At 63.8% G+C, this 15,903-nt stretch carries 16 protein-coding genes; 7 read left to right on the forward strand and 9 right to left on the reverse strand.

Going from position 1 to position 15,903, the window contains the following annotated elements; all coding sequences use genetic code 11:
• Nucleotide 1: 1 nt before the first annotated feature.
• Nucleotides 2-571 (reverse strand): O-acetyl-ADP-ribose deacetylase, encoded by a 570-nt coding sequence (locus FJV43_RS04620; protein WP_239624977.1) that lies wholly within the window; start codon nt 569-571, stop codon nt 2-4.
• A gap of 3 nt (nt 572-574) precedes the next feature.
• Complete coding sequence (grxD, locus tag FJV43_RS04625; protein ID WP_194393118.1) at nt 575-901, reverse strand: Grx4 family monothiol glutaredoxin; 327 nt, start codon at nt 899-901, stop codon at nt 575-577.
• Nucleotides 902-1,138: 237 nt separating this feature from the next.
• Between grxD and egtB the strand changes: the two genes are divergently transcribed.
• Complete coding sequence (gene egtB, locus FJV43_RS04630) at nt 1,139-2,437, forward strand: ergothioneine biosynthesis protein EgtB (RefSeq protein WP_239624979.1); 1,299 nt, start codon at nt 1,139-1,141, stop codon at nt 2,435-2,437.
• 134 nt (nt 2,438-2,571) lie between these two features.
• Entirely contained in the window at nt 2,572-3,543 is a 972-nt protein-coding gene (gene egtD / locus FJV43_RS04635; protein ID WP_239624981.1) for an L-histidine N(alpha)-methyltransferase, read from the forward strand.
• A gap of 9 nt (nt 3,544-3,552) precedes the next feature.
• On the opposite strand, the gene FJV43_RS04640 is transcribed toward egtD, so the two are convergent.
• The gene (locus FJV43_RS04640) at nt 3,553-4,746 is read right to left on the reverse strand and encodes a low temperature requirement protein A (protein WP_239624983.1); all 1,194 of its coding nucleotides are present in this window, start codon (nt 4,744-4,746) and stop codon (nt 3,553-3,555) included.
• Between the two features lie 24 nt (nt 4,747-4,770).
• Nucleotides 4,771-5,007 carry a BolA family transcriptional regulator gene (locus FJV43_RS04645; protein WP_008139419.1) on the reverse strand — a complete coding sequence of 79 codons (237 nt, stop codon included), beginning with the start codon at nt 5,005-5,007 and terminating at the stop codon, nt 4,771-4,773.
• A 199-nt stretch (nt 5,008-5,206) separates the two neighbouring features.
• On the opposite strand from FJV43_RS04645, the gene FJV43_RS04650 reads away from it, so the two are divergent.
• On the forward strand, nt 5,207-5,566 hold the full coding sequence (locus FJV43_RS04650; protein ID WP_239624985.1) for a DUF427 domain-containing protein: 360 nt from the start codon (nt 5,207-5,209) through the stop codon (nt 5,564-5,566).
• Nucleotides 5,567-5,682: 116 nt separating this feature from the next.
• Here the strand turns inward: FJV43_RS04650 and FJV43_RS04655 are convergent, their stop codons facing one another.
• On the reverse strand, nt 5,683-5,856 hold the full coding sequence (locus tag FJV43_RS04655; protein WP_061883064.1) for a DUF1328 domain-containing protein: 174 nt from the start codon (nt 5,854-5,856) through the stop codon (nt 5,683-5,685).
• 154 nt (nt 5,857-6,010) lie between these two features.
• Between FJV43_RS04655 and FJV43_RS04660 the strand changes: the two genes are divergently transcribed.
• Nucleotides 6,011-7,201 (forward strand): acyltransferase, encoded by a 1,191-nt coding sequence (locus FJV43_RS04660; protein WP_239624987.1) that lies wholly within the window; start codon nt 6,011-6,013, stop codon nt 7,199-7,201.
• Nucleotides 7,202-7,355: 154 nt separating this feature from the next.
• Here the strand turns inward: FJV43_RS04660 and purL are convergent, their stop codons facing one another.
• Entirely contained in the window at nt 7,356-9,566 is a 2,211-nt protein-coding gene (purL, locus tag FJV43_RS04665) for a phosphoribosylformylglycinamidine synthase subunit PurL (protein WP_239624989.1), read from the reverse strand.
• A gap of 185 nt (nt 9,567-9,751) precedes the next feature.
• Here purL and FJV43_RS04670 point away from each other — a divergent pair, with 185 nt between their 5' ends.
• From FJV43_RS04670 to FJV43_RS04680, 3 genes are all read left to right on the forward strand, one after another.
• On the forward strand, nt 9,752-10,231 hold the full coding sequence (locus tag FJV43_RS04670; RefSeq protein WP_239624991.1) for a PaaI family thioesterase: 480 nt from the start codon (nt 9,752-9,754) through the stop codon (nt 10,229-10,231).
• 74 nt (nt 10,232-10,305) lie between these two features.
• Nucleotides 10,306-11,271 carry a DMT family transporter gene (locus tag FJV43_RS04675; protein ID WP_239624992.1) on the forward strand — a complete coding sequence of 322 codons (966 nt, stop codon included), beginning with the start codon at nt 10,306-10,308 and terminating at the stop codon, nt 11,269-11,271.
• Nucleotides 11,272-11,330: 59 nt separating this feature from the next.
• Nucleotides 11,331-11,756 (forward strand): GFA family protein, encoded by a 426-nt coding sequence (locus tag FJV43_RS04680; protein WP_239624994.1) that lies wholly within the window; start codon nt 11,331-11,333, stop codon nt 11,754-11,756.
• A 220-nt stretch (nt 11,757-11,976) separates the two neighbouring features.
• Here FJV43_RS04680 and FJV43_RS04685 read toward each other — a convergent pair whose 3' ends face one another.
• The 3 genes from FJV43_RS04685 to purQ all read right to left on the reverse strand — a co-directional run bounded on the left by FJV43_RS04685 (nt 11,977) and on the right by purQ (nt 15,889).
• Nucleotides 11,977-14,025 (reverse strand): FG-GAP-like repeat-containing protein, encoded by a 2,049-nt coding sequence (locus FJV43_RS04685; protein WP_239624995.1) that lies wholly within the window; start codon nt 14,023-14,025, stop codon nt 11,977-11,979.
• 191 nt (nt 14,026-14,216) lie between these two features.
• Nucleotides 14,217-15,191 (reverse strand): tripartite tricarboxylate transporter substrate binding protein BugD, encoded by a 975-nt coding sequence (locus FJV43_RS04690; RefSeq protein ID WP_239624996.1) that lies wholly within the window; start codon nt 15,189-15,191, stop codon nt 14,217-14,219.
• The gene (gene purQ / locus FJV43_RS04695) at nt 15,188-15,889 is read right to left on the reverse strand and encodes a phosphoribosylformylglycinamidine synthase subunit PurQ (protein ID WP_061882961.1); all 702 of its coding nucleotides are present in this window, start codon (nt 15,887-15,889) and stop codon (nt 15,188-15,190) included. The genes FJV43_RS04690 and purQ overlap by 4 nt, the downstream gene beginning before the upstream one ends.
• Nucleotides 15,890-15,903: the final 14 nt, after the last annotated feature.

The following is a 15,903-nucleotide window of genomic DNA, read 5'->3' on the forward strand; positions in this document are numbered from 1 at the left end:
ATCACGAAACAGCACCGCCGATATCGTTGGGGCCGCCGTGTCGCGCAAGCGCCTCGGCATGACGTTCGGCGCCAGGCTCGGCGAAGCAGCAGAACACCACGTGAGCAACGGACGGCGCAGCGGCGAGCGCTTCGATCGTCGTGCGCACGGCGATATCGGCCGCCCGGTCGGCAGGAAAGCGGAAAATGCCGGTCGAAATCGCGGGGAATGCCACCGAGGTCAGCTCGTGCCGACCGCACAGCTCCATCGATCGGCGATAACAGGAGGCGAGCAGATCGTCCTCGCCGAGCGTGCCGCCATTCCACACCGGACCGACGGTGTGGATCACATGTGCGGCCCTGAGCCGATAACCCCTGGTGATCTTCGCCTCACCCGTCTTGCAGCCGTGGAGCATGCGGCATTCGGCGACGAGCTCGGGCCCGGCCGCCCGATGGATCGCACCGTCCACGCCGCCCCCGCTAAGGAGCGACGTGTTGGCGGCGTTGACGATGGCGTCAACGCAGAGTGTCGTGATGTCGGCAACGATGACCTCAAGCCTGGCGCCGCCGATCCGGCGCGTCAGCACGGTCACGTATCAGGCCGCGACGACGACGCCCTTTTCGGAGAAGAGCTGCTGCAATTCGCCGGCCTGGAACATCTCGCGGACGATGTCGCAGCCGCCGACGAACTCGCCCTTCACGTAGAGCTGCGGAATGGTCGGCCAGTTGGAGAAGGTCTTGATGCCGTTGCGCAGTTCGGCGGATTCGAGGACGTTGAGGCCCTTATAGCCGACGCCGAGATGATCGAGGATCTGGACGACCTGGCCGGAGAATCCGCACTGCGGAAATTGCGGCGTGCCCTTCATGAACAGGACCACGTCGTTCGACTTCACTTCGTTGGCGATGAATTCCTCGATGCTCATATCCATGTCCTTCTGGGCCGAGCCCTCACCAGTCATTTCGGGCCGGCTCGACCGATTTAACCCGATACCTACCTATATATGTAGCCCAAACCGTTGTGCATCCAAAGTAAAATGGCGGCGACAGGCTCCTGGCGGCCGTGCAGAGCCCAACAGGTCCATAGGCTGATGACATCAATATCATCGCCGGAGAGGACTTTCATACCGTACCGGAGCCCCTATCTAGGACGAACCCTCGTTATGGAACCGGGTCGCGCAAACAACGTTCTCTTGTCCTGTCTGGAGAAAAACGTGACGAAACAAGCCTCAGCTACGGCCGCCCCCCAGCTTTCGTCACCGTCCTCGCATCCGGACGACCTCGCCCAGCGGCTGGAGGCAGCGTTTCTTGCCGTCCGCAATGAGACCGAACGGCGGGCAGCACCGCTGTCACCGGAGGACCAGCAGATCCAGTCCATGCCCGATGCCAGCCCGACCAAATGGCACCGGGCCCATACCACATGGTTCTGGGAGCAATTCCTGCTCGGCGAGCACGCTGCGGGCTACCGGCCCTTCCACCCCGATTTCGCGTTCCTGTTCAATTCCTATTACGTCAGCGCCGGCCCGCGACATGCCCGCAATCATCGCGGCGACATCACCCGACCGAGCGCCGATCAGGTCGGCGCCTATCGCAAATACGTCGATGCGGCCGTCAGCAAATTCTTCCGCGAGGCCGGCGCGGACAAGCTTCGCGAGATCGCGCCGCTGGTCGAGGTCGGGCTCAACCACGAGCAGCAGCATCAGGAATTGATGTTCACCGACATCCTGCATGCCTTCGCGCAGAATCCGGTCTCGCCGGCCTACGATCCGGACTGGCACTTTCCGGCTTCCACCCGCGGCGGCGAGGATTGGCTGGCGCTGAACGAGGGCATCCACACCGTCGGCCATGTCGACGACAGTTTCCATTTCGACAACGAGAAGCCGGCGCACCGCGCCCTCGTTGGGCCCGTCAGCATTGCACGCAACCTCGTCACCAATGGCGAGTGGCTCGCCTTCATGCACGACGGCGGCTATCGGAGCGCAACGCTGTGGCTGATGGACGGTTTTGCCGCGGCAAGCAAGGAGGACTGGCAGGCGCCGGGTCATTGGCGCGAGATCGACGGCCAATGGCACGTGATGACGCTGGCCGGCCTCAAGCCGGTCGATCCGGACGCGCCCGTCTGTCACATCAGCTACTATGAGGCCGACGCCTTCGCGCGCTGGTCCGGAAAACACCTGCCGACCGAGATGGAATGGGAGGTCGCGGCCCGCGCTGGCCAGCTCAACGACGCCTTCGGCATCGTCTGGCAATGGACCCGCAGCTCCTATTCACCCTATCCCGGTTACCGCGCCGTCGAAGGCGCGCTCGGCGAGTACAACGGCAAGTTCATGGTCAACCAGCTGGTGCTGCGCGGTTCTTCGCTTGCAACTCCGCAAGGCCACAGCCGTATCACCTATCGCAACTTCTTCTATCCGCACCATCGCTGGCAGTTCACCGGACTGCGGCTCGCCGACTACGACTAGAGCATGATCCGGAGAGGTGTGCAGCGGTTTCCCGAAAAGCTCATGCTCAAACGACAGCCTGAAGCGCGGTCTCATCGCGCTTCAGGTTCATCCGACGATCAATGCGCGCCGGACAGCGCGTTCAGGAGAGTATCATGAATGTGCACGCCAGCGCGTTGGCCGAGGCCCATCTTCCCGACGAGCAGACCACCTCCTTTGCCCGCGAGGCCATCGAGGACCTCTCGCAGCAACCGAAAAAGCTGTCGCCGAAATACTTTTATGACGCGACGGGATCGGAGCTGTTCGAGGCGATCACACGCCTGCCGGAATATTATCCGACGCGCACAGAGCTTGCGATCCTGAGAGAGCGCGGGGGCGAGATCGCAAACATCATTCCGGAGCACGCGGCCCTCGTCGAGTTCGGCGCCGGCGCGACCACGAAGGTGCGCCTGCTGCTCGATCATTGCAGGTTCGCGGCCTATGTCCCCGTCGATATCTCCGGCGACTTCCTGAAGGCGCAGGCGAACGGGCTGAAGCGGGACTTCCCGACGCTCGGCATCTATCCGGTCGCCGCCGACTTCACCACGCCGTTCGAGCTGCCGGCAGCGGTCGCATCCATGCCGAAGGTCGGATTCTTCCCCGGTTCGACCATCGGCAATTTCGAGCCGCAAGAGGCTCAGGCCTTCCTGAGGAGCGCCCGCAAGATTCTCGGCAAGGGCGCGCAGATGATCATCGGCGCCGATCTCGAAAAGGACGAGCGGATCCTCTTTGACGCCTACAACGATGCCGCCGGCGTCACCGCGCGCTTCAACCTGAATGTGCTGGTGCGCATCAATCGCGAGCTCGGCGGCAATTTCGATCTCTCCGCCTTCACCCATCGCGCGATCTACAATCGCGAGCGGCACCGGATCGAGATGCACCTGATCAGCAAGAAGAGCCAGACTGTGCGGCTGCTCGGCACCAGCTTCTCGTTCCGCCCGGGCGAGAGCATCCACACCGAGAACAGCTACAAATACAGCATCGAGCGTTTCGCCGCGCTGGCGCAGGGCGCGGGCTGGCGCGTCCGCGAGAGCTGGACGGACGCGGCGAACATGTTCTCGGTGCACGCGCTCGAGGTGGCGGAGTAGCGCCGGGGCTCAATGCTCCGCCGCTTCTTCCGGCTCGGATCCCAGCGACACCGACTCCCACACCGCCACGACGATCATGATCATCGTGGTGGCGACCGACAGCCAGAGCGGCGAGAGGTCGGCTGCGAACCACCACAGCACCAGCAGCAGGGTGATGCCGATCCCGTGCGAGAGCTGGAGGAAGCCGCGGATCGCGTACTTGAAAAGGATGGTGCCGACCAGGAACACCAGGGGCCCGCCGACCGTGCTCACGATGGTGCGGGTGTCGGAATGGCCGGTCGGGTGCTTCAGCACCAGCTCGTCCGAGACCGCGGTCAGGATGATGCCCGCCACGATCGGCGTGTGCAGATAGGTGTAGGCGAGCCGGGCCAGGCGGCCGGATTCGGCGGACTTCGAGATGCGCTCGGCTCCGGCCTCCGCACCCTTGTGAAAATAGATCCACCACATCGCGATGGCGCCGACCAGCGCCGAGACGAAGGCCAGGATGTTGTTCGCGGTCCACTCGAGCTCGGCAAAGGTGGCGCCGTTGACGACAATGGCTTCGCCGAGCGCGATGATGACGAACAGCGCGCAGCGCTCGGCCATGTGGCCGCCTTCGACGGCCCACGCCTCGATCGAGGAAAACCCGAGCTTCGGGACCCAGAAGCGTGCCGCCGGCGAGATGTATTCCCAGGCCACCGCCGCGATCCACAGCCATAGCCGCGTGTCTCCCTCGGACAGGCCGCCTGCGATCCACAGGACCGCGGAGATCGACAACCAGGTCAGGATGCGGATCGCGTTGTGCCGCACGGCCGTTCGATGCCGCGGCGTTGCGAGCAGCCAGAATGCGGTCCGTCCGACCTGCATGGTCGCGTAGGCAATCGCGAACCACAGGCCGCGCCCCTCGAACGCGGTCGGGATCGTCGTCGACAGCACGAGGCCGCCCAGCATCATAAAAAAGAGCAGGAGGCGGACCGGCGTCAGCTCGGGATTGAGCCAGTTGGTGACCCAGGCGGTGTAGACCCACACCCACCACACCGCGAGAAACAGCACCGCGACCTGCACCGCGCCGAGCGGCGTGAAATGATGCAGCAGCGAGTGCGAGACTTGCGTGACGGCAAAGACGAAGACGAGGTCGAAGAACAGCTCGACAAAGGTGACGCGGCTGTGCTGGCTCGGCACGATAACGCGAAACATCGCGCCGCGAGGATTGTCCGCAGCCATCATCGCCCCCGTGGCACGATCAGGTCAGGTGCCGGGCACGCCGGTTTGCAGCGCCAGCGCGTGCAGGACGCCCCCCATCTGGCCCTGCAGGGACTGGTAGACGATCTGGTGCTGCTGGACGCGCGATTTGCCGCGGAAGGATTCCGAGATCACGGTCGCGGCATAGTGGTCGCCGTCGCCGGCGAGGTCACGGATGGTCACCTCGGCATCGGGGATCGCTGCCTTGATCATCGCCTCGATATCGTGGGCGTCCATGGGCATTCGGGTCTTGCTCCTTCTGGTCCAAGCGTTTTCTGGTCCAAGCGTTCGAATCGTTGCCGGGGTCCCCTCGCCGGCAAGCTCAAACTTAGCGTGAACGGCCTTCTCCGTCACGCCTTCCGGCACTATATCCGTGATCCCATCAGGATAAAGGCACGACAAAGTGCCGCGCGCGGCAGATTGATCGAAAAGGCGTGAAATCATGAAGCTTCCAGGGCCCGACCACCCCATCACCATCACCCCAAATCCCCGGCGCGTCCGGGTGACCGCAGGCGACATCGTCATCGCCGAGACCCGCAAGGCGCTGACCCTGAAGGAGGCCAAATATCCGGCGGTGCAGTATGTGCCACGAGAGGACACCAACATGGCCCTGCTGGAGCGCACCGATCGTGTCACGCACTGCCCGTACAAGGGGGACGCGAGCTATTTCAGCGTCAAGGCCGACGGCAAGATGCTGGACAACGCAATCTGGACCTATGAGACGCCCTTCCCCGCAATGACCGAGATTGCCGGCCATCTCGCCTTCTATCCGGACAAGGTTAAGATCGAAGAAGTGGGGTAGCGCGCTCCGTATGCCGCCGTCATGGCCGGGGCTTCTTCCCGGCCTCCTTGGACGCAATCGATGGATGCCCGGGTCAAGGCCGCTGTCACGACTGAGCGTGTTGGGCGGCGGCCCCGCTAAGCCCTGAAGATCGTGAGGCCCAGTATCAGCAGGACGAGGAAGATCACGACAAAGACGTAGAACAGGAAGCGGGCAATATCGGCGGAGGCGGCCGAAATGTCGGTGAAGCCGAGCACGCCGGCCACGATCGAGACAAGCAGGAAGATCAGCGCCCATTTCAGGATCGTCATGGCCAGCTCCAAACTGCCGTTTTCGTGCGGCCCTCGCCCTCCGGCGGATGCCAACGTCGTTGCGCGGAACTGGTTCCTAGAGGTAGTCCGGGGCCCTTGCTGAATCAGGTTCCCGGCGGCAGAGTCCGGCCGAGACAGAAAGTGTGGGGCGGCCATGATGACGATGTCACATTCAGCGACGATCGGCGCGGACGTGCATGCCGCGCCCACGAGCAAGGTGCGCAATATGGCGATCGATCGCGCCCGCACCTTCCTGACCCTCGTGGTGCTGCTGCATCACGCGGTGCTCCCCTATACCTATTTCGGTCATACCGATCCGAAATATTTCTTCGGCTTCGACATGATCGTGCTCGCCACCGACAGTTTCTTCATGGCGATGTTCTTCTTCCTGTCGGGACTGTTCGTCTGGTCTGGCATCGCCCGGAAGGGAGTGCGGAGCTATTTGGCAGATCGCTTGCTTCGGCTTGGCTTACCCTTCGCGATCTGCGCTCTTACCGTCATTCCGCTCGCCTACTATGCGATCTCCCTGCGGCAGCATCCCGAGATCGGCTTTTCGGAATTCTGGTGGAATATGGTCACGAAGGGCCCGTGGCCGAGCGGGCCGATCTGGTTCCTCTGGGTCTTGTTCGCCTTCGACCTGATGGCCTGCCTCTTGTACCGGCTGTCACCCAATCTGCTCGATCCGATCAATCGCCTCTCGCTGCATGGTCGGCGTCGGCCCGCCGTGTTCTTCGCGGTCATGCTGGCGGTCACCGCCGCGTTCTACATTCCCGGGCTGGTTCACTTCGGACCGAGCAGCTGGTTCGAGTTCGGGCCGTTCTCGGTCCAGCACGGGCGCGTGATGCTGTATGCGACCTATTTCTTTTTCGGTGCCGGCATCGGCGTTGCGCAAATGGATCGCGGGCTGCTCTCTGTCGACGGCCGCATGGCAAAGGTCAGCTGGGACTGGATGGTCCTGGCGATCGTTCCGTATTGCCTCTTGTGGGGGCTGATCTTCATCAAGCGCGAAATATTGGGCAACCCGTCGCCGTTGCCGGACTGGTATGAAGCGCTCTATGCCATCTGCTTCACTATCTTCAGCGTGGCCATCATGTTTCTGATCCTGGCCTTCTTTCAGAGATTCAAGCAATCAGGCCCGGCCAGGCTGCTCGATCCAATGCAGGGCGACGCGTTCGGCATGTTCCTGGTGCACTATCCGATCGCATTGTGGCTGCAATACTGGCTGTTCGACTATGACCTGCCGGCGATCGTCAAGGCAACGATCGGGTTCGTACTGACTGTCGCGGCGAGCTGGGCACTGACGCGAGCGTTGCGGCAGATCCCGGGCGCGTCACGCGTGTTGTGAGGCCAGGCCTCCTCGTTCGTCATTGCAAGGAGCCCTTGCGGCGAAGCAATCCCGACTGTCTCAGCAGTAAGATTCTGGATTGCTTCGCGGAGCCTGTCATCGGGCCGCGCGCGCGGACCCGTTGGCTCGCAATGACAGCGTGTGTCGCAGCGCCTTACGCCGCCTTGCCGCCCATATATTCCGGTAGCCACCGCTCGAACGATGCCCGCAAGCTGTCGATCGACACCGGCGCCTCGCCGGCGATCGCGATGGCATCGCCGCCGGTGGTCCCAATCCGCACACAGGGCACCTCGCAGCCGCGCATCTTGGCGAGAACGCGACCGGCTTCGGTTTCGGGCACCGTGACGAGGTAGCGCGCCTGGTCCTCGCCGAACCAATAGGCGTGCGGCACCAGCGCGGTCGGCGCCGCCAAGAGCTTGGCGCCGATCCCGCCCGCCATCGCCATCTCGGCCAGCGCGATCAGGAGGCCGCCGTCGGAGAGGTCGTGCACGGCGGTCGCGGTGCCCGCATGGATCATCCCGCGCACGCAATCGCCGTTGCGCTTCTCGGCGGCGAGATCCACCGGCGGCGGCGCGCCCTCCTCGCGGCCGCAGATGTCGCGCAGGTACACGGACTGGCCGAGCCAGCCATGGGTCTCGCCGACCAACAGGATCGCCTCGCCCTCGGCCTTAAAGGCGAGCGAAGCTGACTTGGTGAAATCGTCGAGCAGGCCGACGCCGCCGATCGAGGGAGTCGGCAGAATCGCACGGCCGTTGGTCTCGTTGTAGAGCGAGACGTTGCCGGAGACGACCGGGAAGTCGAGCGTGCGGCAGGCTTCCGAGATGCCCTTCAGGCAGCCGACGAACTGGCCCATGATCTCGGGCCTTTCAGGATTGCCGAAGTTGAGATTGTCGGTGATCGCAAGCGGCTTGCCGCCGACCGCGGTGATGTTGCGCCAGGCTTCGGCGACGGCCTGCTTGCCGCCCTCGAACGGATCGGCCTCGCAATAGCGCGGCGTGACGTCGACGGTCAGCGCCAGGCCCTTCGGCCCGTCCTGCACGCGCACCACGGCGGCATCGCCGCCGGGGCGCTGCATGGTGTTGCCGAGGATGACGTGGTCGTACTGCTCCCAGACCCAGCGCTTGCTGCACATGTCGGGCGTGCCGATCAGCTTCTCCAGCGCGGCACCGAGGCCCATCGGCGCCGGCACGTCGCGGGCGTGCACGACCGGCAGCCCGGCGGAGGGGACGTGCGGGCGGTCATAGAGCGGCGCCTCGTCGCCGAGCTCCTTGATCGGCAGATCGGCCATCACGTCGCCGCCATGCTTGACCACGAAACGCTTGCTCGGCGTTGTGTAGCCGACGACGGCGAAGTCGAGGCCCCATTTCCTGAAGATCGCCTCGGCTTCCTTCTCCTTCTCGGGCTTGAGCACCATGAGCATGCGCTCCTGGCTCTCCGAGAGCATCATCTCGTAGGCGCTCATGCCGGTCTCGCGGGTCGGCACCGCATCGAGGTCGAGGTCGACGCCGAGATCGCCCTTGGCGCCCATCTCCACCGCCGAGCAGGTCAGGCCCGCCGCGCCCATGTCCTGGATCGCGATGACGCAGCCCTTCTCCATGATCTCGAGGCAGGCTTCCAGCAGCAGCTTCTCGGCGAAGGGATCGCCGACCTGCACGGTCGGGCGCTTCTCCTCGGACTTGTCGTCGAATTCGGCCGACGCCATCGAGGCGCCGTGGATGCCGTCGCGGCCGGTCTTGGAGCCCAGATAGACGATCGGCATGTTCACGCCGGAGGCAGCCGCATAGAAGATCTTGTCGGCATCGGCGAGGCCGACCGCCATCGCGTTGACCAGGATGTTGCCGTCATAGCGGGTGTGGAAGCGCACCTGCCCGCCGACCGTCGGCACGCCGAAGGAATTGCCGTAGCCGCCGACCCCCGCCACGACGCCGGAAACGAGATGCCTCGTCTTCGGGTGCTCGGGCGCACCGAAGCTGAGCGCATTGAGGCAGGCGATCGGGCGCGCGCCCATGGTGAAGACGTCACGCAGGATGCCGCCGACGCCGGTGGTCGCGCCCTGATACGGCTCGATATAGCTCGGGTGGTTGTGGCTCTCCATCTTGAAGACCACGGCCTGTCCGTCGCCGATGTCGATCACGCCGGCGTTCTCGCCGGGGCCCTGGATCACCCAGGGCGCCTTGGTCGGCAAGCCGCGCAGATGGATGCGCGAGGACTTGTACGAGCAATGCTCGTTCCACATCGCCGAGAAGATGCCGAGCTCGGTGAAGGTCGGCTCCCGCCCGATCAGCTTCAGGATGCGCTCATATTCGTCGGGCTTGAGCCCGTGGGCGGCAACCAGTTCGGGGGTGATCTTGGGTTCATTCTTCATGGATTCGGGGCTTTCGGCGGCGGTTGGCCGTTCTTAGGAACATCAGGCGGCTTGGAAAAGCCCTTTATGGCGCATTTTCCCGCTGTCCCACGTTTTGCGCCGGGCGCTCCGCGGGAACAGGAATTGCACGGCGCGGACAGATCGGATTTAAGGGTTCAAGACCCGCAATTGAAGGCCTGTTTCCCTTGCACGAACTGACCAAATCACCCCCGCCGCGCCGTCCTGACCTCCACGTCGCCACGGAGGGTGAATTTCAGGGCTGGCGGACCTGGATTCGGGACAGTTTCGAGTCCCATGTCGGCCCCTTCTGGCACCGGATCGAGGCTGACGGCAGTGTCCGCAGCGCCTTCCGGGTCGAGAAAAAGCACCTCAACGGCTCCGGGAACGTCCACGGCGGCTGCTTCATGGCGTTTGCCGACTATTGCCTGTTCGCAATCGCCACCCACGAGCTGGATGGGCCGGCGGTGACGACCAACTTCGCCTGCGATTTTCTCGACGCCGCCCGCGAGGGCGAGTTGGTCGAATGCGTCGGCGAAGTGTCTCGGGCCGGCGGCTCGCTGATCTTCCTGCGCGGCAGGCTGACCTCCGGCGGACGGCCGCTGTTCACCTTCTCCGGCACGATCAAGCGGGTGAAGCGGAAACCGGCACCGCAGCCAAACGCATAGCTCGGCAGCTTCCATTCTTGCGCCCCCTCGCCCACACTTGGCCGAGCGCTTTTGCGCCGGGGAGCAGAAACAAGGTGCCGCAGAGCACATCGGAGGCGGGTCGCGCGGCGGCGTCCGCATCAAAGCCGTTGCCGTCCATGCCCGCCACCGGCGCGCGCAGCTGGCGCGACTACGCGCTGCTGCTGGCGCTGGCCTGCTGCTGGAGTTCCACCTATCCGCTGGCGAAGCTGGCGCTGGACACGATCCCGCCCATCACCTTCATCTCGGCGCGCTCGCTGATCGCGGCCGCTTTCCTGTTCGCGATCCTGTGGATGCGCGGGGTCAGCATCCCGACCGACGCGAAAGCCTGGAAGTTGTTCGCAACCCAGCAATTGATCAACTCGACCTTCCCGTTCCTGATCATCACCTGGTCGCAGCAATATGTGCCGGCCTCGAACACGGTGGTGCTGGCCTCGACGACGCCGATCTTCGCCTTCCTGATCACCTCGCTGATCACGCGACACGAGCCGGCAACGCTGCTCAAGCTCGCCGGCGCGATCCTCGGACTTGCCGGGACCACCGTCATCGTCGGCCTCGATGCGCTGCGCGGCTTCGGCAGCGAGATCGTGGCGGAGATCGCGATCCTGCTCGCCACCATCTCCTTTGCCTGCGCGACGATCTTCGGCCTCAGGCTGTCGGACTACGACCCGATGGTGGTGGCGGCCGGTTCGCTGCTGTTCGGCGGCATCATCCTGCTGCCGCCCTCGCTGCTGATCGACCAGCCCTGGACACTGCACCCGACGCCGACCGCGTTCGTCGCCACCATCGTCATGGGCATCGTCTCCAGCGCGCTCGGCTTGATGCTGTTCTACGTCTGCCTCGGCCGGCTCGGCACGCTGACGACGAACGCGCAAGGCTATTTGCGCATCCCGATCGGCGTCGGCCTCTCCGTGCTGCTGCTCGGCGAGAGCGTGCCGTCGAATTTGGCGCTGGGCCTGCTGCTGGTGATGGCCGGCGTTGCCGCGATGACGGTGCCTGCGGAGAAGCTCAAGCTGCGCTAGGGTCTGGACTCAACCAAGCTGTGGCCGTGGAATCAATCTGAACAGGAGAAGCAGACAACATGGTGAGCGACACGAACGTTTGGGCTGGCCAGTGCCATTGCGGTGCGGTGCGCTTCGAGGTGACGCTCAGCGACGGCTTCAATTCGATCCGCCGCTGCACTTGCTCTTACTGCCGGATGCGAGGCGCCGTCATTGCCATGGCGGAAATGAGTGGGTTCAAGTTCCTGCAGGGCGAGGACGCGCTCACAACCTACCGCTTCCATACCGGATCGGCGCAACACTTCTTCTGTTCTCGCTGCGGAATATACACGCACCATCAACGACGATCTGACACGACATCATATGCCGTCAACGTGGCCTGCCTGGACGGGGTAAGCCCATTCGACTTTGCCGAGGTGCCCGTCATGGATGGCGTCAATCACACCAACGATACCGGCAAGCCAACGCGTCGAGCAGGCACACTCCGGTATATCCCGGCTGACTAAAGCGGAATGGCCTTAGGTTGAATCGATCGCCGTGGGCCGTTCACCTCTCCCGCGTGCGGAAGAGGTCGGCGCGTCCGGGCGAAGCGAAGCTTCGTCCCGTGCGCCGGGTGGGGGCTGTCTCCTCTTGGGGACTATCCCACTGCGGAAATACCCTCTCCCCATCCCTCTCCCGCAAGCGAGCGGGAGAGGTTACGGGCCGCAGTTGCTCAACTGGCCTCGATCAAGCCGATACGAGATAGCCCAGCTGGATGGCGAGAGCGTCGTGAATCCCCGTCTGCACGATCTGGGCTGATTGAAAGTTTCCGTTGCCGTTTCCATAGAGCACGCCGGCAGAACCGCCATTGTCGAGCGCGGCAATATCGAGGCGGCCGTCGCCATTGATGTCACCGACCGCTATCGAAATAGTCGTTTGATCGCCGTTCGGTGAAGCACCGTTGGACCAATTGGACTGCGGCTGGAACGTACCGTCACCGTTGCCCAGTATGGTGAAGACGCTGCTATTCACGTCGTGCGTCGCGCCGACGATGTCGAGCTTGCCATCGCCATTCAGGTCGGCCAGGATCAGGTCGGTGGTTTCCTCCGACTGATAGGAAATTGAATTCAACGGAATACCGCTGGAGAGCGATATAGCCGTTTGTAAGGTGCCGTCGCCGTTGCCCAGCAGCACGCTCATGGAGTGGGGTGACTTGCCCGGCGCGAGGTTGTTGTCGTCAAATCCCCCGGTGACGACATCGAGCCTGCCGTCACCGTTGACGTCGCCGACTGCAACCGCATCGGTCATTTCGTGCTCGACGACGATGTTTCCCGTCGAATAGATCGTGGCCTTCCCAAAACTTCCATCGCCGTTCCCGAGCAGCATGCTGACGCTGTCGGTCGAGTTGTCGGCCGTCGACGACCCTGCCGCGCCGACGGTCACGATGTCGAGCTTGCCGTCCCCATTGAAATCGCCGCTCGCCAGCGCGTAGGTGATCTGCGACCGCGTGGCGTAGACGGTCCCGGTGCTATAGGGCTTGCCGTCCTGGAAGGTGCCGTCACCGTTTCCAAGGAGCACACCCAGGCTGCCGACGGACGGGTCACCGCTCACCCCTGCGGTCGCGATGTCGGGCACACCGTCTCCGTTGAAGTCGGCGATATCGAGCGCGAGTGTGTATTCGTGGTTGGGCCCCCATGATGTGCCATCATGATAAGCGGATCCCGAGCCAAAGGTCCCGCCGCCTTGCCCGAGCAGCACCCCGACGCTGGCGCTCGAGTTGGTGCCGAGGCCGGCAAGGCCGGTGGTCACAATATCGGACAAGCCGTCATCATTGAGATCGGCGATTCCGATCGCGGTCGTGTATTCGAGCGTGGCGTTATAATAGCTCGTCCCGTTGTGATAGAGGGCCGGAGCCTGAAATTCACCGGTTTCGTCATGGAGCACAACGGCAAGGGAGCCCGGGTCCGCCACGATGTCCGTGAACTCCGCCCCCGCCACGATATCGAGGTGCCTCGGTTCGTCGGCGCCATGGATAGTCACATCGATGACTTGATACGCCGTGCCGTCCGCGGAGCTGACCGTCAGTTGGTCGTGCCTGACATCATTGGCGGTCAATGCCTGGACATTGGCCGCGCCATTGTCGAGCGTATAGCCCCAGACGCCGGTCGTTGGCTCGAATGCGAAGGTCCCATAGGTGCCCGCCAAGGAAGCAGGCACCTGGAACTGACTCTGACCGTGATCGGGGTCGGTGACGGTCAGCGCGCCATGTGCGGTCTGCATCGCGCTGTCCTCCGCGACCGTTCCGATCGACGTGCCACTGATCGTGGCTGCATCGTTGACGCCGTCGATATGTACGTGGACATGAGCCTCACTCAACCTTCCGTATCCCCACCGGATCGCGTACACGAAATCGTCGTCGATGACGTCCCCGGCCGCCATGGAGTTGAAATCGGTCGCCCCGAGCGCGGACAGCGAATGGCCGAGATCGAGTTCGATCTGGCTGTGACTGATGCGGATCAGATTGCCGTTATCGGTGGTTTCCCAAGGCGAAGCCCCGTCGGGACCAACGTCCTTTGCCAAAAGCGCCCAATCGAACCGCCAGCCGCCACCGTCGTCGATTGAATAGAGCCTTGCGGCATGGCTCGCGCGATCATTTGCGAGGACGTCCAGCGACAGGATACCAGTCGTGAGCCGTTCGGCTTGCGCCTGATCCTCGGTCAGTCCGAAAACGTCATTGACGGCGTGATGATTGACGGCGTGAGAGAACCTCCAACGCCAGGCAGAGCCGAAGTGCATGAGGATGTTTCCATGTTGTCGAGTGGTTCACCTCCTCAGCCGCCACGAATGTACCCACAGATTGCGACCACTTTCGTGCACGGGCGCATCCGACAACCCTGATCGACCGGATTTTTGGTCAGACGCCATCAAGGCGCCGCGGCAGCCGCGGCGCCTGCGAGAAATGAATGATATGGACGGAAGGAGCGCCGCTACTTGTTGGCGTCGTCTGCCAGCATCTTGCGGTACTTCTCGACGTCGCGCGTCACGAGCTTTTGCAGCACTTCGGGCGCGTGCTCGTCGGTATCGGGCGCGACGGTCGACAGGTCGGCAAAGCGCTTCTTCACCGCCTCCGTCTCGACGGCCGTGCGCGCCGCTGCATTCAGCTTGGCGATCACGGCCGGCGGCGTGCCCTTGGGCGCGAACAGGCCGTTCCAGCCCTGTGCCTCGAACTCAGGCAGGCCCGCTTCCGCCGAGGTCGGCAGATCCGGCAGCGTGGCAAGCCGAACGGTCGAGCCGACCACGAGGCCCTTCACCAGCTTCTCGTTGATCGCTTGCGAAACCGAGGCGGCCGCGTCACAGACGCCGTCGATCTGGCTGCCGACCGCGTCAGTCAGTGCCGGCGCTGCGCCGCGATAGCCGACCAGCGTCGCGTCGATCCCGGCGGCCGTGACGAAGCTCTTGCAGATCAGATAGTTGGAGGAGCCGACGCCGGCATGGCCGAGATTGATCTTGCCCGGATTGGCCTTGGCATAGGCGATGAACTCTTTCAGATCCTTCGCCGGAAAGTCCTTGCGCAGCGCGATGATGCCGAACGTCTTCGCCACCATGGCGATCGGCACGAAGGAATCAGGCGTGAACGGCAATTTTGGATAGATCGTGTAGGTCGCGGCATTGGTGCCGGCATTGCCGATCGCAATCGTATAACCATCGGGCTCGGCGCGGGAGGCCCGCGCCAGCGCGGTCGAGCCGCCGGCGCCGGCAACGTTCTCGATCACGATGGTCTGGCCGAGCGCAATCCCCATCTGCTCGGCCACCGCGCGAGCGATCACGTCCGATGTGCCGCCTGCGGCGAACGGCACGATCATGGTGATGGGACGCTTGGGATAATCCTGCGCTGATGCGACCGTCGCGAACGCCAGCGCCGCGACCGCGGCGAGAGCACGCTTCACTACGAGCGAAATCACGCAGCCTTTTCCAGGTGCTGGACGAGGCCGGCGAACAGGCCGCGGCCATCGGTGCAGCCCATGATGTCTTCGACGTGGTTTTCCGGATGCGGCATCATGCCGAGCACGTTGCCCTTGTCGTTGACGATGCCGGCGATGGAGTGCGCCGCGCCGTTGATGTTGTGGGCCTCGTCGACCACACCTTCAGGCGAACAATAACGATAGAGCACCCGCCCCTCGCCTTCGAGCCGCTTGATGGTCTCTTCGTCCGCCTCGTAATTGCCTTCGCCATGGGCGACCGGCACGCGGATCACCTGCCCGGCATTGTAGCCACGGGTGAACGGCGTGTCGGAACGCTCGACGCGCAGATGCACGTCATGACAGATGAATTTCAGCCGCGCATTGCGCATCAGCACGCCCGGCAGCAGGCCGGATTCACAGAGGATCTGAAAACCGTTGCAGACGCCGAGGACGAGCCCGCCCTTGGCGGCATAGTCGCGCACCGCATCCATCACCGGGGCCCGCGCCGCAATCGCGCCGCAGCGCAGATAGTCACCGTAGGAAAATCCGCCCGGCACCACCACGAGATCGGTGCCCGCCGGCAGCGACGTCTCGGCGTGCCACACCATCGCGGGCTCGCTGCCCGAGATCAGCCTCAACGCACGCGCCATGTCGCGCTCGCGGTTGATTCCGGGAAAGACGAGGATGGCGGCTTTCATGACAGAGGTTCCGA

This window comes from Bradyrhizobium sp. I71, from assembly GCF_022354745.1.
In the GTDB taxonomy this organism is placed as follows: Bacteria; Pseudomonadota; Alphaproteobacteria; order Rhizobiales; family Xanthobacteraceae; genus Bradyrhizobium; species Bradyrhizobium liaoningense.